23 protein-coding genes and 1 tRNA gene are annotated in these 20708 nt (G+C 59.3%); 9 read left to right on the top strand and 15 right to left on the bottom strand.

The window, feature by feature from the left end; translation table 11 throughout:
- Positions 1-25: 25 nt before the first annotated feature.
- The 7 genes from LJX92_RS17310 to LJX92_RS17340 are packed head-to-tail and all read right to left on the bottom strand — an operon-like array spanning position 26 to position 6991.
- Positions 26-1054: a nucleoside hydrolase gene (locus tag LJX92_RS17310; RefSeq protein WP_032880287.1), complete on the bottom strand. Its 1029-nt coding sequence runs from the start codon at positions 1052-1054 to the stop codon at positions 26-28.
- 27 nt (positions 1055-1081) lie between these two features.
- Positions 1082-1486 (bottom strand): D-ribose pyranase, encoded by a 405-nt coding sequence (gene rbsD, locus LJX92_RS17315; RefSeq protein ID WP_005789692.1) that lies wholly within the window; start codon positions 1484-1486, stop codon positions 1082-1084.
- Complete coding sequence (gene rbsK / locus LJX92_RS17320; protein WP_005789694.1) at positions 1483-2400, bottom strand: ribokinase; 918 nt, start codon at positions 2398-2400, stop codon at positions 1483-1485. Before rbsK ends, rbsD begins: the two co-directional genes overlap by 4 nt.
- Before the next feature lie 23 nt (positions 2401-2423).
- Positions 2424-3446 carry a LacI family DNA-binding transcriptional regulator gene (locus LJX92_RS17325; RefSeq protein WP_032880284.1) on the bottom strand — a complete coding sequence of 341 codons (1023 nt, stop codon included), beginning with the start codon at positions 3444-3446 and terminating at the stop codon, positions 2424-2426.
- A gap of 3 nt (positions 3447-3449) precedes the next feature.
- Positions 3450-4427, bottom strand: a complete 978-nt coding sequence (locus tag LJX92_RS17330; RefSeq protein ID WP_032880283.1) for an ABC transporter permease — start codon at positions 4425-4427, stop codon at positions 3450-3452.
- On the bottom strand, positions 4424-5977 hold the full coding sequence (locus LJX92_RS17335; protein WP_005789698.1) for a sugar ABC transporter ATP-binding protein: 1554 nt from the start codon (positions 5975-5977) through the stop codon (positions 4424-4426). Before LJX92_RS17335 ends, LJX92_RS17330 begins: the two co-directional genes overlap by 4 nt.
- Before the next feature lie 57 nt (positions 5978-6034).
- Positions 6035-6991, bottom strand: coding sequence for a sugar ABC transporter substrate-binding protein (locus LJX92_RS17340; RefSeq protein WP_223018989.1), 957 nt, complete (start codon positions 6989-6991; stop codon positions 6035-6037).
- 554 nt (positions 6992-7545) lie between these two features.
- On the opposite strand from LJX92_RS17340, the gene LJX92_RS17345 reads away from it, so the two are divergent.
- The 3 genes from LJX92_RS17345 to LJX92_RS17355 all read left to right on the top strand — a co-directional run bounded on the left by LJX92_RS17345 (position 7546) and on the right by LJX92_RS17355 (position 9746).
- Positions 7546-8634, top strand: coding sequence for an asparaginase (locus tag LJX92_RS17345; protein ID WP_005789702.1), 1089 nt, complete (start codon positions 7546-7548; stop codon positions 8632-8634).
- A 168-nt stretch (positions 8635-8802) separates the two neighbouring features.
- Positions 8803-9054, top strand: coding sequence for a DUF1654 domain-containing protein (locus LJX92_RS17350; protein ID WP_005789704.1), 252 nt, complete (start codon positions 8803-8805; stop codon positions 9052-9054).
- A gap of 2 nt (positions 9055-9056) precedes the next feature.
- Positions 9057-9746, top strand: coding sequence for an endonuclease (locus LJX92_RS17355; RefSeq protein ID WP_005789706.1), 690 nt, complete (start codon positions 9057-9059; stop codon positions 9744-9746).
- A gap of 31 nt (positions 9747-9777) precedes the next feature.
- Here LJX92_RS17355 and LJX92_RS17360 read toward each other — a convergent pair whose 3' ends face one another.
- A complete protein-coding gene (locus tag LJX92_RS17360) occupies positions 9778-10143 on the bottom strand; it encodes an SPOR domain-containing protein (protein ID WP_223019013.1) in 366 nt (121 codons plus the stop codon).
- Positions 10144-10404: 261 nt separating this feature from the next.
- Between LJX92_RS17360 and csrA the strand changes: the two genes are divergently transcribed.
- Positions 10405-10599, top strand: a complete 195-nt coding sequence (csrA, locus tag LJX92_RS17365) for a carbon storage regulator CsrA (RefSeq protein ID WP_003192511.1) — start codon at positions 10405-10407, stop codon at positions 10597-10599.
- Positions 10600-10809: 210 nt separating this feature from the next.
- The gene (locus tag LJX92_RS17370) at positions 10810-11070 is read left to right on the top strand and encodes a hypothetical protein (protein WP_223018990.1); all 261 of its coding nucleotides are present in this window, start codon (positions 10810-10812) and stop codon (positions 11068-11070) included.
- Between the two features lie 14 nt (positions 11071-11084).
- Here LJX92_RS17370 and LJX92_RS17375 read toward each other — a convergent pair whose 3' ends face one another.
- Entirely contained in the window at positions 11085-11705 is a 621-nt protein-coding gene (locus LJX92_RS17375; RefSeq protein ID WP_262416947.1) for an HAD-IA family hydrolase, read from the bottom strand.
- 273 nt (positions 11706-11978) lie between these two features.
- Between LJX92_RS17375 and LJX92_RS17380 the strand changes: the two genes are divergently transcribed.
- The 3 genes from LJX92_RS17380 to LJX92_RS17390 are packed head-to-tail and all read left to right on the top strand — an operon-like array spanning position 11979 to position 14350.
- Positions 11979-12239 (top strand): DUF2790 domain-containing protein, encoded by a 261-nt coding sequence (locus LJX92_RS17380; protein ID WP_032880274.1) that lies wholly within the window; start codon positions 11979-11981, stop codon positions 12237-12239.
- 42 nt (positions 12240-12281) lie between these two features.
- Entirely contained in the window at positions 12282-12953 is a 672-nt protein-coding gene (locus tag LJX92_RS17385; protein WP_122734617.1) for a heavy metal response regulator transcription factor, read from the top strand.
- Positions 12950-14350 (top strand): heavy metal sensor histidine kinase, encoded by a 1401-nt coding sequence (locus LJX92_RS17390; RefSeq protein ID WP_223018991.1) that lies wholly within the window; start codon positions 12950-12952, stop codon positions 14348-14350. Before LJX92_RS17385 ends, LJX92_RS17390 begins: the two co-directional genes overlap by 4 nt.
- Positions 14351-14362: 12 nt before the next feature.
- On the opposite strand, the gene LJX92_RS17395 is transcribed toward LJX92_RS17390, so the two are convergent.
- The 5 genes from LJX92_RS17395 to LJX92_RS17415 form a co-directional block, all read right to left on the bottom strand.
- Positions 14363-14860: an anti-virulence regulator CigR family protein gene (locus LJX92_RS17395; RefSeq protein ID WP_223018992.1), complete on the bottom strand. Its 498-nt coding sequence runs from the start codon at positions 14858-14860 to the stop codon at positions 14363-14365.
- A 78-nt stretch (positions 14861-14938) separates the two neighbouring features.
- Entirely contained in the window at positions 14939-15553 is a 615-nt protein-coding gene (gene pcp, locus LJX92_RS17400) for a pyroglutamyl-peptidase I (RefSeq protein WP_228308720.1), read from the bottom strand.
- A gap of 7 nt (positions 15554-15560) precedes the next feature.
- Positions 15561-16511, bottom strand: a complete 951-nt coding sequence (locus LJX92_RS17405) for a DUF979 domain-containing protein (protein WP_032880266.1) — start codon at positions 16509-16511, stop codon at positions 15561-15563.
- Positions 16508-17224 carry a DUF969 domain-containing protein gene (locus LJX92_RS17410; protein ID WP_005789724.1) on the bottom strand — a complete coding sequence of 239 codons (717 nt, stop codon included), beginning with the start codon at positions 17222-17224 and terminating at the stop codon, positions 16508-16510. Before LJX92_RS17410 ends, LJX92_RS17405 begins: the two co-directional genes overlap by 4 nt.
- Before the next feature lie 638 nt (positions 17225-17862).
- Positions 17863-17939 (bottom strand) — tRNA-Val (locus LJX92_RS17415).
- Between the two features lie 184 nt (positions 17940-18123).
- Here LJX92_RS17415 and LJX92_RS17420 point away from each other — a divergent pair.
- A complete protein-coding gene (locus LJX92_RS17420; RefSeq protein ID WP_032880262.1) occupies positions 18124-19407 on the top strand; it encodes an NAD(P)/FAD-dependent oxidoreductase in 1284 nt (427 codons plus the stop codon).
- A 63-nt stretch (positions 19408-19470) separates the two neighbouring features.
- On the opposite strand, the gene LJX92_RS17425 is transcribed toward LJX92_RS17420, so the two are convergent.
- Positions 19471-20706 carry a c-type cytochrome gene (locus LJX92_RS17425; RefSeq protein ID WP_223018995.1) on the bottom strand — a complete coding sequence of 412 codons (1236 nt, stop codon included), beginning with the start codon at positions 20704-20706 and terminating at the stop codon, positions 19471-19473.
- Between the last annotated feature and the right edge of the window lie 2 nt (positions 20707-20708).

Consider the following 20708-nt stretch of genomic DNA (forward strand, 5'->3'; position numbering starts at 1 on the left):
GACGAACGCCGACCGGTAAAACGTATTACTTCAAACGCGCCAGACGCTCGGTCAGCAGATCGAAGAAGCCCTGGGCGTCGCCGTTCTCGACCCAGAACACATTCTTCTCCTGCTTGAGGCCGTCGTACCAATCGACGATGGTCTGGCCAAAGGTTGGGCCTTCGCGGCTGTCAACGACCATATTGGCCTGACGACCGCTGAACAGCGATGGTTTGAGCAGGTAGGCAACCACGGTAGCGTCGTGGACCGGGCCACCCGGAATGCCGTAATGCTCCATGTCGCCTTTGACGTACTCATTCAGAATACTGCTGACGACCTTGCTCGCGTTGTTGTTCAGGTCCGCAATCTTCTTCAGGCGGGCGTCGCTGGTGAGGACTTTATGGGTCACGTCCAACGGCAGGTAGGTCAACTTCACTCCACTTTTGAGCACAATCTCAGCGGCCACCGGATCGGCGAACAGGTTGAACTCGGCCACGGGCGTGATATTACCGCCATTGAAGTGCGCACCACCCATCACCACCACTTCCTTGATGCCCTGGGTGATTTCCGGCGCCTGGGTCAGTGCCAGCGCGAGGTTGGTCTGCGGACCGAGCATGGCGATGGTGATGCTGTGCGGTTTGGCGGTGCTCAGCGTCTTGATCAGGTAGTCAACGGCATTACCTTCGGCCAGGCCTTTTTTCGGCTCGTGCACGGTGACGCCGGAGATGCCCTCTTTGCCATGGATATTCTCGGCGTAGATCGGCTTGCGCAACAGAGGCGCCGGCGCACCTGCGTACACCGGAATGTCCTCACGCCCTGCCCACTCGCGCGCCAGACGCGCATTGCGGGAGGTCTTGTCCAGGCGCACATTACCGGCGACGGTGGTCAGCGCACGAATGCTCAGCTCCTCCGGCGAGGCCATGGCGAACAGCAGCGCCACCACGTCATCGGCCCCAGGGTCGGTATCGATGATCAGGTCGATTTTTTCCGCCGCCTGGGCGCTTGCAGCTGTGAGTGCGGACAAAAGCAGAACACTCCGGAACAGGTTTTTCAGGATGGGTAGACCACGTTGCATAAAGCACTCCTTGTCATTGGGGGGACGCTAAAACGTTACGCCGGATACCAGCGCGATATTGCAGTAAGGCTGGCACTCGCCGGTACGCACAACCGCGCGTGCTGTGCGGCTCAGTTGCTTGAATTCTTCATGGCTGAGCAGCCGCCGCTCACCCAGCGCTGCCTGCTCTGTCAGCGCATTGAGCGCGCTCAGCGCCGGCGGTTGCTTGAGCAGGATTTCTTCCGCGAGCACGTGGCTTTCAACCTGCATCTCACTGAGCACAATGCGCAACGTGCTGATGAAATCCGGAATGCCCTGGGTCAGTGCCAGGTCGATCAACTCCACGCCGGGCGGCACCGGCAAGCCGGCATCGCCGATGACCAGCACATCACCATGGCCCAGGGATGCGATCACGCGTGACAGGGCGATATTGAGCAAAGGTGTCTTTTTCATGAGGGCACAAAACCTTGTACGTCGTGCAGCGTAGGAATGGAAGGCTGAGCGCCGGCGCGGGTCACAGACAACGCCGCCGCTACCTGGCCAAAACGGATCGCCTCGGCTTCGCTCTTGCCCGCGGCCAGTGCAGCGGCAAAGCCACCGACGAAGGTATCGCCAGCGGCTGTGGTGTCCACCGCCTTGACCTTCGGCGCCAACAGATGCTCGAAGCTGCTACCGTCGGCAAACAGTGCCCCCTGGGCGCCAAGCGTAATGATGACTTTACCCGCCCCCGCCTTGATCAGCGCTGTTGCGGCGACCTTGGCGCTGTCGAGCGAGTCGACGGTGACGCCGCTCAGGGCGGTGGCTTCACTTTCATTGGGGATCAGGTAATCGATCGAGGCATACCACTGAGCGGGCAAAGGCCCACTCGCGGGCGCCGGATTGAGGATGACTGTCTTGCCCAGTTCGCGGCCGCGCTTGAGCGCATGACCAACGGTGTCCATCGGCACTTCAAGCTGGCAGATGATCACGTCTGCCGCCTGCAGCACAGCGTCGCACGCTTGCAGAGACGCGGGCGTCAACTCACCGTTGCTGCCGGCCACAATGACAATCGCATTCTGGCTGCTGTCATCCACCACGATCAATGCCACACCACTGGAGCCCTCTACGGTGCTGACCGCCTGGCAATCGATCCCTTCCACCAGCAGTGCATCACGCAATTGACTGCCATAGGCATCGGTGCCCACGCATCCGATCATCGCAACACTGGCCCCCAGCCGCGCCGATGCCACCGCCTGGTTGGCGCCCTTGCCACCCGCAACGGTGGAAAAGCTCTGGCCGATCAAGGTCTCACCGGCACGCGGCAAGCGACTGGCCCGGGTGACCAGGTCCATGTTCAAGCTGCCTACTACCACTACTTTTGCTGGCATACATCAGTACTCATCAATTCGGTTCAGCGGTATTGGGCGAACACACCGGCCAATGGCGCCGTCGACTCACGCAAAACGATACTTGGCGTCACGATGCGTTGATCGATCGACCGTTGGGGTGTTGCTATTCGTTGCAATAATAATTCGGCCGCCGTCTCGCCCAATTGCAGGATCGACTGCCCAACCGTGGTCAGCGCAGGATAGACGTAGCGTCCCATCTGAATGTCATCGAAACCGATCACCGACAACTCGGCCGGCACGCGGATGCTGCGTTCTGCGGCTGCGCGCAGCACGCCGAAACCAATCATATCGTTGCTGGCGAAAATCGCGCTGGGCGGGTTTTGCGCTAACAATTGCACGGCTGCGGCATGCCCCCCCGTGCTGGTGAAATCGCTTTCCAGGATCCGGCTGGCCAACACCTCGACACCCGCCTCGCGCAATGCACGCTGGTAACCCGCCAGGCGCATTTGTGCCACGCGGGTATGCCCCGGGCCGCCGATACAGGCGATATCCCGATGGCCCAACTCCAGCAAGTGCCGGGTCGCGAGGTAGGCGCCCTGTTCGTGGTCGATGCGCACCAGGTCGACATCGATTCCATCCAGGGCCCTGTCGACAATCACCATGGGCGTGCGCACTGCACTCAAGCCCGCCGCCAAGCCGCTGTCATCGCCGCCCACCGACGTCACGATCAAGCCGTCGACGCGTTTTTCGAGCAACACGCGCAAATAACTGCGCTGTTTTTCTGCGTCGTCGTCGGAGTTGCAGAGGATCACGCAGTAGCCATTACGCTCGCAATAATCCTCGATGCCCCGCGCAAGCTCGGCAAAATACGGGTTGAGGCTATTGGGCACCAACAGGCCAATGGTGGCCGTGGTCTTGGCCTTGAGCGAACGCGCCACGGCGCTGGGCACGTAGTCCAGCTGTTTGATCGCCGCCTCGACCTTGATGCGGACCGGCTCGCTGACCGGACGCGTCTTGTTCACCACATGGGACACGGTGGTGTAGGAAATACCTGCAAGCGCTGCCACATCCTTGATCGTTGCCATGACTCAGCCCCGCCGACTGGCGCGCTGGCTGCGGTAAGTATCGAGGACCACGGCGATCACGATCACAGCACCGGTAATGATGCGTTTGGTGGGTTCCGTAGCGCCGATCTGCGCAAGCCCCGCCGCCAATACCGAAATGATCAATACACCGAAGAACGTACTGATGACCGAACCGCGCCCGCCCATCAGGCTGGTGCCGCCGATTACCACCGCGGCGATTACCTGCAGCTCCAGGCCTGAACCTGCATTCGGGTCTGCCGCCTCCAGGCGCGAGATCTGGAACAGCGCAGCTACACCGGCCAACAGGCCCATCAGGCTGAACACCAGAATCTTGTATGGCTTGGGATTAATGCCAGCCAGGCGCACTGCTTCTTCGTTAGTGCCGATGCCGATCAGGTAGCGCCCGAAGACAGTGCGGGTCAGCACCAACTGAGCCGCAATGATCACCAGCAGCGCAATGATGAACGACGGGGAAATACCGAAAGCAATCGGGTTGGACAGCCAGGCAAACGAGTCACCGATATAAGCGGTGCGCGAGCCCGTCATTTGATAGGCCACGCCCCGGGCCATCTCCAGCACACCCAAAGACACGATAAATGACGGGATACGCCAGGCCACGGTGATGGAGCCGGTGATGGTCCCGGCCAATGCAGCGCAGCCCATGCCCAGTAGCGCAGCCGGCAACACGCTCCAGCCCCAGCCCAGGATTGCCACGCTGACCGCCGATGCCGCCAATGCCAGCACCGAACCTACCGACAGGTCGATACCGCCGATGATCAGGATGAAGGTCATGCCCACCGCCAGCACCATCAGGTCCGGAATCTGGTTGGCCAGGGTGCTGAAGGTGTCGTAGGACAGGAAGTGGTCGCTGAGTACCGAGAACAGCGCAATCATCGCCAGCAAGGCACCCGCCAGCCCCAGGTAAGTACCCAGGCCATAGAAGTTGCCGCCAGTTTTACCGGAGGAAATGCTTGTTTTCATGGGGTATTCCTAGGCGCTGCCTCATTGAGCAGCGCATCACGTTTCTGATAGCCGGCAAAGGCGGCGGCGAGCAATTCGTCCTGGGTCCAGCTGTCACGCTCGAAGGTCTCGATCAGGCGCCCCGCGGACAACACCCCGATGCGATCACAGATCAGCATCAGTTCACGCAGGTCGCTCGACACCACCACCAAGGCTTTGCCCTGGCGAGTCAGTTCGCCAAGCAACGCATAGATGTCGAACTTGGCGCCGACGTCGATGCCTCGGGTGGGCTCATCGAACAGCATCACCGCGCAATCGCGCTCCAGCCAGCGGCCAATCACTACTTTTTGCTGGTTGCCGCCCGACAACTCGGACACCAATTGCCCCGGGCTGGAACTGCGGATACGCATGGCGTCGATCTGGCGTTTGGCCAGAGCGGTTTCGTTGCGGCTATTGACGACGCCACCGCCGGAAATTTCCGGCATGTTTCCCAAGGCTATATTGGCGCTGATCGATTGGGTCAGCAGCAGGCCCTCGCCCTTGCGGTCCTCGGTGATCAGGGCAATACCATGACCAACCGCATCCACTGGCGAGCGAATACTGACCACCCTGGCCGGCGATCCCAGGGCCACGGTGCCGCTGTCGGCCTGGTCGGCACCGAAGATCAGGCGCAGCAACTCAGTGCGGCCGGCGCCGATCAGTCCGGAAATACCGTAGATCTCACCGGCGCGCACTTCAAAGGACACGTCGCGAACCTTGTCCGAACGGCTCAGGCCCTTCACCGTCAGGGCCGGTTCGCCGATGGTGCGCGGGCCCAGGTCAATGTGTTCGCCCAGCTCGCGACCGACCATCAAGGTCACCAGTTGCTCACTGTTGTAATTGGCCATCGGCTCGACGCAGACCAGCTTGCCGTCGCGCAGTACCGCAATGCGCTGGGCGACACGGGCCAGTTCTTCCAGCCGGTGTGAAATATAAATGATCGCCACGCCCCGGGCCTGCAGACGGGTAATTTGCTCAAACAGCATCTCGACTTCACGGGCGGTGAGCATGGCCGTGGGTTCGTCGAGAATCAGGACGTGGCAGTCGCCGATCAGGTTGCGCGCAATCTCGACCATTTGCTGGTGGCCAATGCCCAGGCTGCCAACCAACGTGTCGGGGTCGATCGCATCCAGGCCAACTTGAGCCATGGCCTCGATCGCGGCTTTGCGCAGTTGCTTGCGGCTGATCCAGCCACAGTTGCTCGGCAGGTTATCCAGAAACAGGTTTTCAGCCACCGTCAGGGTCGGCAGCAGGTTGAGTTCCTGCATGACCATGCGCACGCCCAAGGCTTCGGCCTGGGTGCGGCTGGCGGGGCAGTACTCCTGACCGTTGAACTGCATGTGCCCGGTAGTCGGTGTGACCAGGCCGCCGATGATCTTCGACAAGGTACTTTTGCCTGCGCCGTTCTCACCGGTCAGCGCGAGCACTTCCCCGCGATTGAGCGTCAGGGTGATGTCGGACAGAACCGGCTGAGCATAGGTCTTGCCGATACCGCTGACCGAGAGGACAGCGTTCGGGGCGGAAGATGACATAGGAAAATCTCCAGGCGCCCGCTCAGGACGAGCGAGCGCTGTTGGGTACTGCCGGGATTACTGCTTGATGACGAGTTCGACCGGGGTTTCGATCACGCCATCTTTGGCATCGACCTTCTCACCCTTGACCAGCTTCAGTGCGTTCTGGATACCGAATACCGCTTGTTGCGCGGCAGCCTGGTCAGCGGTGGCCAACACACGACCATCCTTGAGCATTGGCTTGATCGCATCAATGTTGTCGTAGCCCACCACCAATACCTTGCCGGCCTTGCCTGCCGCACGCACGGCGGAGACAGCGCCCAGGGCCATGTTGTCGTTACCGGCCAGCAGAGCCTTGATATCCGGCGTTTCGCTCAGCATCGCTGCAGCAATCTTGTTGCCCTGGTCGATTTCCCAGTTGCCGGATTGGGTGGAAACAATCTTCATGCCTGCTGCGTCCATCGCATCCTTGAAGCCTGCGGTGCGCTGCTGGGCGTTAGTCGTGGTGGGTACGCCTTCGATGATGCCAACCTTGTCACCCGCGGCCAGTTGCTTGGCCAGGTATTCGCCCACCAGCTTGGAGCCTTTGCGGTTGTCCGGACCTACGAACGGGATATCGAGGTTTTTGCTTTTGAGTACCTCCGGGTCCAGGCGATTGTCGATGTTAACGACCTTGATACCGGCATCAGAAGCCTTCTTCAGCACACTGGCGAGTGCCTTGGAGTCGGCGGGAGCAATGACAAGCGCGTCTACCTTGGAGTTGATCATCTCGTTGACGATGGCGATCTGCGCACTGGTGTCTGTTTCGTTCTTGATCCCGTTGGAGATCAGCTTGAACTCTGCCGGGTGCGCTTTCTGGTAGTCCTTGGCACCGTCGGTCATGGTGACGAAGAACTCATTGGCCAGGGACTTCATGACCAAACCAACAGTAGGTGTTTTGGCAGCGTCATCAGCAAGTGCAGAAGAGAGAGGCAAAGCAGCGGATGCGGCAAGCACAGCGACAGCAAGAAGACGTCCAGCGAATGGCAGCTTCATGGGTTCACTCCGATCTTATGATTATTGTGAGCAACGCTTGCACCGAAGACCTCTTCGGCGGCCCTCCCACCCGGGCGGCTGATGCGAGCTGTCACGATACTCCTGGAGCGCTCGTGAAACATCTCGCAAACGTTTGCGTTGAGCAAACTATGAGAACCTTGTCGGGATTTGTCAACGGTAGAAACTGGCCTTTCAATCCCATGCCCTCGGCCTGGTCCAACCAACCTTGGGGCCTGAAACGTTTAAGGCCACCTCTTTCTCGCACTCTCTAAAACGACAGGTGTTGACGCTAATCGCACTCGAATTTTGTGACAGCGCTGTCGGACAACCGAACACACTACCCCTCAACCGTTCGGAAAGCCGGACGCCACTCACTCAAAACAAGTTTAAAAAATCTCATAAGTTGTTTTAAATCAATACGTTAATTTAAGAAGAACCACACACTCGGCCTGGTACAAATCCTGCTTTTCCCCTGCACCTCGCGGCGTTCAGAACCGCCCGGGTGTTCTAGATGAACCGGCTACAGCACTCATCAAAAACCAGAGAGAAAAATAATGAAATCTGCATTGAAGAACTTTGTCCCGGGCGCCATGGCCCTGCTGCTGCTGTTCCCCCTTGCCGCACAGGCAAAAGAAGTCGAAAACAAAACCAAACTGTCCAACGTAGTGATCCTTGCCACAGGCGGCACCATTGCTGGCGCCGGCGCCAGTGCAGCCAACAGTGCTACGTACCAGGCAGCCAAAGTCGGCATCGAACAACTGATCGCCGGCGTTCCTGAGCTTAGCCAGATCGCCAACGTACGCGGCGAACAAGTGATGCAAATTGCTTCGGAAAGCATCAACAACGAAAACCTGCTGCAACTGGGTCGCCGCGTCGCAGAACTGGCTGACAGCAAAGACGTGGATGGCATCGTGATCACTCACGGCACCGACACCCTTGAAGAAACTGCCTACTTCCTGAACCTGGTAGAAAAAACCGACAAGCCTATCGTCGTGGTCGGCTCCATGCGTCCAGGTACCGCCATGTCGGCTGACGGTATGCTCAACCTGTATAACGCAGTCGCTGTCGCAGGTAGCAAGGATGCGCGGGGCAAAGGCGTGCTGGTGACCATGAACGACGAAATCCAATCGGGTCGCGACGTCAGCAAGATGATCAACATCAAGACCGAGGCATTCAAGAGCCCGTGGGGCCCGCTGGGCATGGTCGTTGAAGGCAAATCCTACTGGTTCCGCCTGCCGGCCAAGCGTCACACCATGGATTCGGAATTCGACATCAAGACCATCAAGAGCCTGCCTGACGTTGAAATTGCCTACGGCTATGGCAACGTGAGCGACACTGCCTACAAAGCACTGGCCCAAGCTGGCGCCAAGGCCATCATCCACGCCGGTACCGGTAACGGTTCGGTATCCTCGAAAGTCGTTCCCGCGCTGGTCGAATTGCGCAAGCAAGGCGTACAGATCATTCGCTCCTCCCACGTCAACGCCGGCGGTATGGTTCTGCGTAACGCTGAACAACCAGACGACAAATACGACTGGGTTGCGGCTCTGGACCTGAACCCGCAGAAAGCTCGCATCCTGGCCATGGTAGCCCTGACCAAGACCCAGGACAGCAAAGAACTGCAACGCATGTTCTGGGAATACTGATTACTGCTGATCGACCTGTGGGAGCGAGCTTGCTCGCTCCCACAATTGCTCCCCCTTCTCAACAAACTTCCCGAATCGCTGTCAGACGAACTTCTTGAAATTTAAGCAGTTGCGAAATCGCCTACAGTTAAATACTGTATGTGCGTACAGCAAATTAAGGAATGCTCCGTGGCAAAGCCCTCTTCCGCAGCACCTGCAGCGCCTGACGCCTATCAGCGCCTGGCTATTCGCGTGCAAAAGATCATCAATTCGACCAACGCACAGAAAGCCAAAGCAGCCTTGCTCTTCCGTTTACCCGATGAGCCGGAAGACGTGTGGCAACGTCTACTGGAAGAAATTGCAGAAAACGACAACGTCACCCTCGCCTATCGGGATGACGGTGGCGTGCAGATTTTTTGGGTTGTGCCGAAGGAAGATTGATTGTGAGTGCCCGTTTTATTGCTGTGTGCTGTCTGTTTTTAAGCGTAACCGCCAACGCCCAAGCCCCTCGGACCTTTAGCGAAGCCAAGAAAATCGCCTGGAAGCTTTACGCCCCCCAATCGACCGAATTCTATTGCGGCTGCAAATACACCGGTAACCGCGTGAATTTGAAAGCCTGCGGTTACATCCCGCGCAAAAACGCCAATCGCGCCGCGCGCATCGAGTGGGAACACATCGTGCCGGCCTGGCAAATCGGGCATCAGCGCCAATGCTGGCAAAACGGCGGGCGAAAGAACTGCACGCGCCACGACGATGTGTTCAAGCGCGCCGAGGCGGACCTGCACAATCTGGTGCCGAGCATCGGCGAAGTGAATGGCGACCGTAACAACTTCAGCTTTGGCTGGCTGCCCGTGCAAAGTGGGCAGTACGGCTCGTGCCTGACCCAAGTGGATTTCAAGGCCAAGAAGGTCATGCCACGCCCGTCCATTCGCGGCATGATCGCACGCACGTATTTTTATATGAGCAAGCAATACGGCCTGCGCCTGTCGAAGCAGGATCGACAGCTGTATGAAGCCTGGAACAAGACTTACCCGGTGCAAACCTGGGAGCGCCAGCGCAACCAGACCGTGGCTTGCGTGATGGGACGGGGCAACGAGTTTGTCGGCCCGGTGAATCTCAAAGCCTGCGGTTGAACGTGGGCGGGGTTGCCGCCCACTTGGCACGTCACTGCGCGGCGTTGTGTTCGATAATTTCAGACACGGTGTCGGTTTTCTTCGCGCGGGCCATCTTTTCGTTGAGCAAGGCTTGTTTGGCCTCGGCCTCGGCCTTGGTTGCGAACGGACCCAACAGCACCTCATCCTTGCCGTCGGCCTTCACGATATAAAAATTGAAACCATGCTCCAGCAACCAGGCGGTCAGGTCGGTGATCGCCTGCAGCTTGTGGTCTGGCGGGCCGACGCGCACATCCCATTCCTGAGCGGCAATCGCGCCGGTTTGTGGCAGGCTTTCGGTCACGGCAGGCTTGGCCTTGGGTGCATCGACCGATTTACCTTCACCGCATCCGGCCAACGCCAACACCACAATTGCCATCGCTACTTTACGCACTGCCCTGCTCCTTTGAGGATAAAGAGGCGACTTTACCATTCACTGTCTATTCTGGCCGTCATAAACGTTGGCTTAAACAATGCGAATGATGTATCGCGACCTGTATGATGCCGCCATGGGAATTAATGTCGCCTCTATGCGTCCTAAAAGAGGCAGCCACAGGGAAGCGCTTCGCAGTAAGCTACACACATCCGACACCTGCCCTGTCTGACACATGTGTCCTTAAAAGTAATCAAGGAGAAGTCCATGCTTATACTCACCCGCAAAGTTGGTGAAAGCATAAACATCGGTGATGACATTACGATCACCATTCTGGGCGTTAGCGGCCAGCAAGTACGAATCGGCATCAACGCACCCAAGGACGTTGCCGTGCATCGCGAGGAGATTTACCAGCGCATCCAGGCCGGCCTGACTGCACCCGACAAAAACCAGACGCCTTGAAACGCCTCCAGTAGCCAGCCCTTTCGTTCACTGTAATGGCTGGCGAAAACCCAATCGGCCTGCTCGCGTCTTCCAGCCTGACCAGTGCGCTTTGAGCATGCCCCTTCGCTGCAAGATGAAACTGTCTGGGCATCTGGAACTTGTTGAAGTATTCGCAGCCCAATTTCTGACACTTTATCCTGCCATCCGTGTGCATTCAGGAATACGTCGATGAGGCCAGTCGCGACGCCACCTCTTGTTTCCAGATCCTGGATGATCGCCCTGCTGATCGGGCTGGCCTTCCTGGCGCTTGGGTATGGGCTGAGAGTCGAAGTCGAGGGCGCCGATCCCGACGCCCATTCCTGGCTGGACCTGGCGCTCCTTCTCTGCGGCTACCTGCTGGTGTTCTGCCTCAAACCCATCCAAAAAGTTATCTTGCGCAAGCTATGCCAGCGCGCAGCGCATCGTGCCCATCAGAAAACCACACGCTGAGGACCTGCTGCGTATCACGGCGCCAGCTTGCGCAAAGACAACAAGCCATCAGCGCCATGCTCGGTGCATAAATCGCCATAGTCGTTGATGCAAGCGTGTGCAGTCACCATGGGCTCCAAGTGTGCCGAGGTGACAACCACAACATCCGCCCCCGCTGCTTCACCCGCTCGAATGCCCACCGCGGCGTCTTCGAACACCAGGCTGTCCTCAACCGACACCCCCAGGCGTTTCGCGCCCAATAAATAGCACGCAGGGTCGGGTTTACCGTTGGCCACATCTTCGGCCGTCACCCACACGGCCGGCACGGGAATGCCTGCCGCTTGCAGTCGACGTAACGCCAGCGCCTTGGGGGCAGACGTGACCAGTGCCCATTGATCCGCGGGCACGCCTTTCAAAAACGCCACTGCGCCGGGAATCGCTACAACGCCGTCGACATCGTTGAGCTCCGCGTCGGTAATCCACTGGGCTTCAACTTCTGGATCGACACCCGGCAACGCCTGGCGGGTGATCGTATCAATCGCGCGCGCGCCATGAATGGTAGGCAGAAACGCTTCCACATCCAGACCATGGCGCTCGGCCCAGATGCTCCATACACGTTCGGCCGCAGCGATGGAGTTGAGCAGGGTCCCATCCATATCGAACAGGAAAGCGCGGTAACGCCGGTTGAACACGGATGAAGTTGAGATGGACACTGCGCGGCTTCCTCATGAGCTGGACCCCTGCAATCTACGGATCACCTCGGCACTTGTAAACGTAGAGCCTCCTCGACCGGACACTCATTGCCCACGCGCCAGGCTCGAACCAAGAATGACGAACTTGTCATGATCCTGTTGGTTGGCTGTTGGGGTCGCCTGGTTACTGTGAACTCACTGCCAACCCGGCAGCCCCCAGCCACGAGAGAGACCGTCATGAAACTGTTCGCCCTGGGCTTTGCCGCCTTGCTCGCCACCGGTACTGCCTTCGCTGCCGACGTAACGTCTGCCAGCGATGTCATCCACGACAAAACCGGCTTCTTCCTACACCTGGATGTCGACAAGGTGCTATCGAGCACCGACATCTCTGGCCAATGCGGGATTGTCCCCGCGCACTTGCGCTACCTGGACCATCAGGGCCGCGAACACCTACTCGATTACCAAGTCCAGGGCGTCGGTTGCGCCAGTGACAATTGATCGGGCTACACTTGCGCCACTTATTGAAGCAGGACACTTTCCATGAACATCCTCGTAGTCGAAGACGAACCCAAGGCCGGCAATTACCTGCTCAATGGCTTGCAGGAGCTGGGCCACTCGGTGAGCCTGGCGCGCGACGGCGTAGAGGGTTTGCACCTGGCCCTGGAAACACCATACGACGTGATCGTGCTGGACGTGATGATGCCGAAAATGGATGGCTGGGAAGTGCTGCGTCGCCTGCGCAAAGAGGCCGATACACCGGTGCTGTTCCTCACCGCTCGCGATGACATCGCCGACCGCATCAAGGGCCTTGAACTGGGCGCCGACGACTACCTGATCAAACCCTTCTCCTTCGCCGAACTGGTTGCACGCCTGCGCACCCTCAACCGACGTGGCCCGAGCCGCGAAGAAGAACAGCTGCACATCGCCGACCTGCACATTGACGTGCTCAAGCGCCGTGTGACCCGCGCCGGTACGCGCATTACCCTGACCAACAAGGAATTCGCCTTGCTGCACCTGTTCGCCACCCACCAGGACCAGGTGCTGTCGCGCTCGCTGATCGCTTCACGCGTATGGGACATGAACTTCGACAGCGACACCAATGTGGTCGATGTTGCCGTACGCCGCCTACGCCTGAAGATCGATGACCCGTTCCAGCTCAAACTGATCCACAGCGTGCGGGGCATTGGCTACCGCTTCGATACCCAACCATGAAGCGCGATCGCCATTATTCCCTGACCCTGCGCCTGGCATTGATCTTTGCCCTGCTCGCCTTCGCCCTGCTGGCCACCCTGGGCGTGACGCTATACCACGAGCTGGAGCGTGAGCTGATCAAGCGTGACGACGCCGCGCTGATCTCGCGCGCCAACCAACTGCGCAACGTGCTCAATGACGGCAATACCCGCGAGCTGATCAAGACCAAGCCCCAGCTGTTCCAGAACATGCTGGGCAACAGTGAGTCGGTACTGAGCATCGCTGCACCTGGGCAGACTCCGTTATTGCTCGTCAACCCGGGCAACATTCAAATACCGGCCGTGCCGGCCGTGGCAAAAGACCACGACCTTGGACTCGCCGACGTACACCATTTGCCCGGCGTAGATGGCGTGCCCTTCGCCACCGTGGCGGCTTTCATCGACACCGGTGACCTGGGGAGCCTGCAAGTCACCGTCGGGCGCCTGATGGCTGAACGCACAGCCATGCTTGCCAGTTATCGCTTGAGTGTTTTTATCCTGGCCAGCATCGCGGCGGTCATTCTCGCCTTGGTTGGTTATGTGCTGGTACACCGTGGGCTGGTGCCCTTGCGGCGCCTGGCCGGACACGCACAGGGCATCGGCGTGAACAACCTGGCCGAGCGCCTGGGCAGCCAAGGCGCGCCCAAGGAGCTGCTGCCGATGATTGACGCCTTCAACACCATGCTTGAACGGCTGGCCAAAGGTTTTATTCAACTGGGCCAGGTGTCCACCGATATGGCCCATGAACTGCGCACCCCCATCAATAACTTGCTCGGTGAAACCCAGGTCGCGCTGCAACAGAGCCGCACTATTGAAGACTATCAGCAACTGCTGGCCTCAAACGTTGAAGAGCTTGAACGCCTGGCACGGATGCTCGACAACATGCTGTTCCTGGCCCGCACCGACCCCGCCAGCGCCCTGCGTCAGCGCCAGGCGCTGGACGCAGCCGATGAAGTGGAGCGCATCGCCGATTATTTCGAGGGCCTGGCCGGTGATGTGGGTATGCACATCGTTGGCGTGGGCGAAGGTGTGATCTGGGCGGAACCGATGCTGCTGCGCCGGGCCCTGGCGAACCTGTGCGCCAATGCCATCAAGTATGGCGCGCCGAACACCGAGCTGAGCATCCGGGCCGTCCCGACAGTCGAGGGCACTTGCATCAAGGTCAGCAACCAGGGTGCAACCATTGCCGCGGAGCATTTGCCCAGGCTGTTCGAACGCTTTTACCGGGTGGATGAATCCCGTGAATGTTCATCCCAGTCCAATGGACTGGGATTGTCGATTGTGGCGACCATCATGCAGCTGCATAACGGTCGGTATGGCGTCAGCAGTGAAGACGGCGTGACGTGCTTTGAATTGTTTTTCCCCGCGCAGGAGACGTGAGGGTTTTTCCGTTCAATCAAAGGCGCCATTAAGTACTTCGTAGATGATGCCGCTGGCGATGGCGACCAGAATCAAATCGGTTCCCACTTGCTGCCATTCATAACCGTCGTAGTGAGGCAGCCGCCCCAGCAGGCGACCATCGAGTTTCTTGGCGATACCGGGTGGCAGCGGCTTGCCGCGCGCCAGGTTCTTCTGGATCCCCGGCGGCAATGCAGGCCCTGGGCTCCAGTAATCGCGATAACCGCCGAGCACATTCAATACGCTCCCTCGGTCAACGCTGGGGCCGGGACCACCTGAGCCGCCCTTGCCCTTGGGCTTGTCGTAGGCCTGCCCTGCGGGGTTATTGCCTTTGTTATTGCCCTGCCCCTGACCGCCCTTGTTACCCTGGCCCTGCCCCCCTTGGTTATTACCCTGCCCCTTGCCATTACCGGGATCGGCCAAGGCAAGACCGCTACCCGCAAACAGCGCGAGGGACAACACGACAGATACGAACTTCGGGTACTTGATCATGATGGTTTTCCAAGGTGGATACACCTGTGAACTATAGTCGAAGTTGCCCCACGAATGACTCCATTCACAGCCCGACCGTCAGCTCACCTGCCCGCCTGTTTCCCGCACATCCGTTTCGGTTAGCCAGGCCGTCGAGACCGCCAGTCGCAAGGCCTCAACCAAAGGCGGCTGGTCGGCCGGCGGCGCGCTCGGCACATGGATAAACCCACTGCGCACCCCGGCCTCGACCAGCCGGTGCTGCAAAAGGTAGAACACCTGATTGCACACGAACGTGCCCGCCGTTTGCGAAACGGCAGCCGCCACCCCCGCGTCACGCAGCGCCTTGACCATGGCCTTCATCGGCAATGTCGAGAAGTATGCAGCCGGGCCACCGGCTACCACTGGCGTATCAACCGGTTGCTGCCCGAGGTTGTCGGGGATGCGTGCGTCATTGATATTGATCGCTACACGCTCGATAGACATCTCGCTGCGCCCGGGCGCCAGGCCGGTGGCAATCACCATTGCCGGATTCAACTCACTGATCAATCGGGCCAGGTGTTCACCCGCCGTGGCAAATGCACAGGGCAGGCAATGCGCGACAATGCGTGCACCCTCGCCCAGTTGCACGCCATCCAACTGGCGCGCAGCCTCCCATGACGGGTTCACCAGGTCGTTATCAAAGGGCTCGAACCCCGTCAGCAGTACAGTTTGCATAGTGACCTCACATCAACAGGTAAAGCAGCACGATATTGACCACCAGCATCATCAGCGCCGTGGGGATCTGCGCCTTGATCACCGCGTTCTTGTCGGGCAACTCCAGCAACGCCGCCGGCACGATATTGAAGTTGGCCGCCATCGGCGTCATCAACGTGCCGCAGTAACCGGAAAACATACCGATCGCCGCCATCACCGCAGGGTTGCCGCCATAAATCCCTACCAGCACCGGCACGCCGACGCCGCCAGTCATCACAGGGAAAGCCGCAAAACCATTGCCCATGATCACCGTAAACAGGGCCATGCCCAGTACATAGACCATCACCGCCACCAGCTTGTAGTCCAGGTTGATGTAGGTGGTGGTGACGTGGGCGACTGCCGTGCCCACCCCGGCCTCGTTGAACAACAATCCGAGCATCGCCAGCATCTGCGGCAACACCATGGCCCAGCCCAGGGCTTCAGTCAGGCGACGGGATTCGCGCAGGGCTTGTACCGGCGTATCGCGGGTCAGCCAGCAGGCCAGGCCCAGAGCAATCAGGCAGCCGATGCCGAGGGAGACGAAGGTGGTGTTCTTCGGGTCCAGCAACGGTACACCGCCGATTTCGGTGTGCTTGAGCAATACCGAGCCAATCACCGTAGTCAACGGAATCGCCAAGGCCGGGATAAACAACTTGTGGCCCAGGCGCCCGGCGCTGGCGCGGGACGCCTTGACGTGCAATTCGGCGTGCTGGCCGCGACCAACGCCACCCAAGCCGGCGATCAACGCCATCACCACCACACCGATGCCGATGGCCACCGAGGGCAGACGCTCCCCCACCAGGAACGGAATGGCGAACAACAACCAGAACAGCGCGCTGGACCAGCGTTTGGGATGGGTGCGATCGAGCAGGATCATGCCCGCAGTGATCAGCAACAGAACACCGGCGAGCCAATAAAGGTATTGAATGGAAATAATCATTGAGCAGCCTCCACGGACGTGGTGGCCGGGCTCATTTCGCGGGTCAATCGTCGATCAAAGCGATGCAGGCGGATCGCATGAATGATGAACGCACAAATCGCCGTCGGAATGCCCCACACCGCGATGTGCAGCGGCTCCACATCAATGCCCGAGCCCAACAGGAAGGTGTGCATCAACGCAATAGCACCGAAGGCGACAAAGATATCCTCACCAAAAAACAGCCCGACGTTATCGGTGGCCGCACACATGGCCAAGACCTTGTGGCGCAGCTTGTCTGGCAGCTTGCCGTAGCGTTTTTCCGCGGCACCTTCGGCCATCGGCGCCAACAGTGGCCGCACCATTTGCGGATGCCCACCCAGGCTGGTCAGCCCCATGGCCGCCGTGGACTCACGCACAAACAGATAAATGATCAACAAGCGCCCGACCGTTGCCCGCTCAAAGCGCGCGATCCAGTTCTGCGCATGCAGGCGCAAGCCATGACGCTCCAACAGGCCAATCACCGCCAGCGGCAATAAAAGAATCAATTGCAGGGCACGAGTCTGAAGGAAACCATCGCCCATGGTGGCGAGAATTTTTTCCAGCGGGAACTGGGCAGCAAGCCCGGTGGCGATGGCGGCGGCGGTGACCACCAACAGCGGATTGAAGCGCAATACAAAGCCGACCACGATGACAAGCACGCCGATCAGCGGCCATAGGTTCACAACTGTTTGCATGGCACAGAGGTCCTTTAGTGCGCGCTGCGGCGCCATAACAGCAGGATGTGGGCAAAGGGCTCACAGCTTGGAAGTGGCGTGCAGTCGGCTCGGTTTTTTTATTGTTGACCCGGAAGGTCGAGCGTCAGTGGCGGCAACTTTGCTGTCTGGAGACCGGGAGTGTCCAACAAGAAAAATTGTTGCTGCACACCAATAAATTTTGTGGGGGGATGGCGCCGACGGTCGGGCGCTATCAGGAGAAAGCGTCCAGGCCTCAAGGGGAAAGTCGCGCAGCCAACCTGATGAGGAGCTCAAAATCGTTCAACCGTGTAGATTCTCAATCAGAACCTATACTCCATCATGCAGCTGTGTGTACCTGCAGTTCGTTCACGGTGTTATACCGACAATGAGGGCTCGCGCTATGTATGCCGGACAAATGAGTGATATGGCGACCACGTTTGGCGAAATACGCTGCCAGGTGTTCGTCCAGATAATTTGCCTGCTGTCGGTGGCTACGCTGTTCTGCTGATCGAGCGTTCAAACCCCTGAATACACGCCTTGAGCCGTGTAGGGATGGCTATTGCCCAAATTCCAGACAACAAAAAAGGGCCCACCTTTCGGTGAGCCCTTCCAGACCGCCCAGCAGAGCGGATTTTGTTTGGTAGGCGCGATTGGACTCGAACCAACGACCCCCACCATGTCAAGGTGGTGCTCTAACCAACTGAGCTACGTGCCTGCTGTGAGGCGGCATTCTACGGAATTCCGGAGGGGTGTCAACATCTTTTTTGCAGCTAAGCCTATGAATATGCGAATTTTTTATTTATGCCGGGTACACCTGGGATTTCCGGGTGGCTGGCAGGCAATTTTCAACTCAGGTAGGATCGCCGCACTCGTAAAAAATATAAAACAGAGGTTCCAGGATGGCGAACACCCCCTACCCCCAGTCCTATTACGCCGCTTCCGCGAATGCAGCCCCACCTCGCCCGACGCTGCAAGGTGAGGTCGAAACCGATGTCTGTGTGATTGGTGCCGGCTATACCGGGCTTTCCAGCGCGCTGTTTTTGCTGGAGAACGGCTTTCGCGTCACGGTACTGGAAGCCGCCAAGGTGGGTTTTGGTGCCTCGGGTCGTAATGGCGGGCAGATCGTCAATAGCTACAGCCGTGATATCGATGTGATCGAGCGCAGTGTCGGGCCCAGACAGGCTCAGTTGCTGGGGCAGATGGCCTTTGAAGGCGGCAAGATCATTCGTGAGCGCGTGGCTAAATACCAGATCCAGTGCGACTTGAAGGACGGCGGTGTATTTGCCGCACTCAACAGCAAGCACATGGGTCATCTGGAATCGCAGAAGCGCCTGTGGGAGCGCTACGGCCATACGCAGCTTGAGTTGCTCGACGAGCGCCGCATCCGCGAAGTGGTGGCCTGTGACAACTATGTGGGCGGTTTGCTGGACATGAGCGGCGGGCATATCCACCCGCTCAACCTGGCACTGGGCGAAGCGGCGGCCGTGGAATCCCTGGGCGGTACGATTTATGAGCAATCGGCAGCGGTGCGCATCGAGCGCGGCGCCAACCCTGTGGTACACACCGCCGAAGGCAGGGTCCGGGCCAAATTCATTATCGTTGCCGGTAACGCTTACCTGGGCAACCTGGTGCCGGAGCTGGCGGCCAAGTCGATGCCATGCGGTACCCAAGTGATCACCACCGCACCCCTTGGCGATGAATTGGCCAAGACGCTGTTGCCGCAGGACTACTGTGTCGAAGACTGCAACTACCTGCTCGACTACTACCGCCTCACCAGTGACAAGCGCCTGATCTTCGGCGGCGGCGTGGTGTATGGCGCGCGGGACCCGGCGAATATCGAGGCAATCATCCGGCCAAAAATGCTCAAGGCATTCCCGCAACTCAAAGACGTGAAGATCGACTACGCCTGGACCGGCAATTTCCTGCTGACCCTGTCGCGCCTGCCCCAGGTCGGCCGCCTTGGCGACAACATCTATTACTCACAGGGCTGTAGCGGCCATGGCGTGACGTACACGCACCTGGCAGGCAAAGTACTGGCGGAGGCATTGCGCGGGCAGGCTGAGCGTTTTGATGCGTTTGCGGACTTGCCGCATTACCCGTTCCCGGGCGGGCAGATGTTGCGCACGCCGTTTGCAGCGCTGGGGGCTTGGTACTACGGGTTGCGCGATAAATTCGGAATGTAAACACATCCGGTGTGAGAGCGACTTGCTCACTCCCACACCGGCTGTACGCTTCATACGCTGCCGTCAATGCGCCTTGTGTTCGACGGAAGGCGCCTCGGCTTGCAGCTTCTGCACATCGCCTACGGCCAGCTCAGCCGATTGGCCGCCCCAACCTTGACGCAGGTAATTGAGCAGATCAGTCAGCTGTTGCGCACTGAGCTTCTCGGAAAACCCCGGCATCGGTTGCATGTGCTCGAATCCGGAAAATTTCTGCTCGCCAATACCGTCCTCAATCACACGCAGCAGGTTGCGCGGGTCTTCCAGTCGCAACGTGGTGTTGCCGCGCATGGCCACCGCGATGTGCGGCTTGCCTTCGCCACCCGCGGCGTGGCAACCGGCGCAGACGTTCAGGTATTCCTGGCGGCCGCGCTGAGCGCTCTGGGTGAGTTTATCCACCGGCACGTCGACCAGCGCTTTGGCGGCTGGCGGGTTATCACCCAGCAGGAACGTGGCCATCGCGGCCAGATCCTGATCGCTCAGGCCCTGGGTGCTGTTGTGGAACACCGGGAACATCTCGTTGAACATCGTGCCCTGGGCGCTCATGCCGTGCTTGAGGAATGTGGCCAAGTCCTGTTCATTCCAGCCGCGCGCAGCCAGGTCAGTGGCGAGCAGGCTGGGCGCCAGATAACCATTGAGGATGCCGCCGGTCAGGCGCTTGTCCAGCTCCATCGCGCCCGGCAGGCCGCGTGGCGTGTGGCATTCGCCGCAGTGACCAAGCACTTCGACCATGTACTGGCCGCGTTTCCAGGCTTCGCTTTTACCTTCGGCCGGCTCCAGTTTCAGCGCTTTGCCGTACAGCACATTCCAGCCCATCAGGCCCAGGCGCACGTTGAACGGAAAGCTCAGGCTCGTCACCGGCCCTGCACGTTCGATCGGCTCGATGGTTTTGAGGTACGCATGAATCGCATCCGAATCTTCGCGCGGCATCAGGTGGTAGGAGGTGTACGGCATCGCCGGGTACAGATTCGCCCCATCGCGACGCTTGCCTTGCGTCAGCGCAGCGAAGAACTCGTCATCGTTGTACAAGCCGATGCCGTGCTCTTTGCTCGGCGTGATGTTGGTGCCGTAGATCGTGCCGAACGGCGAGACGATCGGCAGCCCGCCCGCAAACGGCGCGCCGCCCGCCGCAGTGTGGCACGCCATGCAGTCGGCGGCGCGGGCCAGGTATTCGCCGCGCTTGACCTGATCATCGGCATGAGCAAACAGCACCGGCGCAGCCAGGCCGACCGCCAGGGTCATTCGGGTCAGAAAAAGCTTCATGC

The organism is Pseudomonas sp. HN8-3 (genome assembly GCF_020790195.1).
Taxonomy (GTDB): domain Bacteria; phylum Pseudomonadota; class Gammaproteobacteria; order Pseudomonadales; family Pseudomonadaceae; genus Aquipseudomonas; species Aquipseudomonas synxantha_A.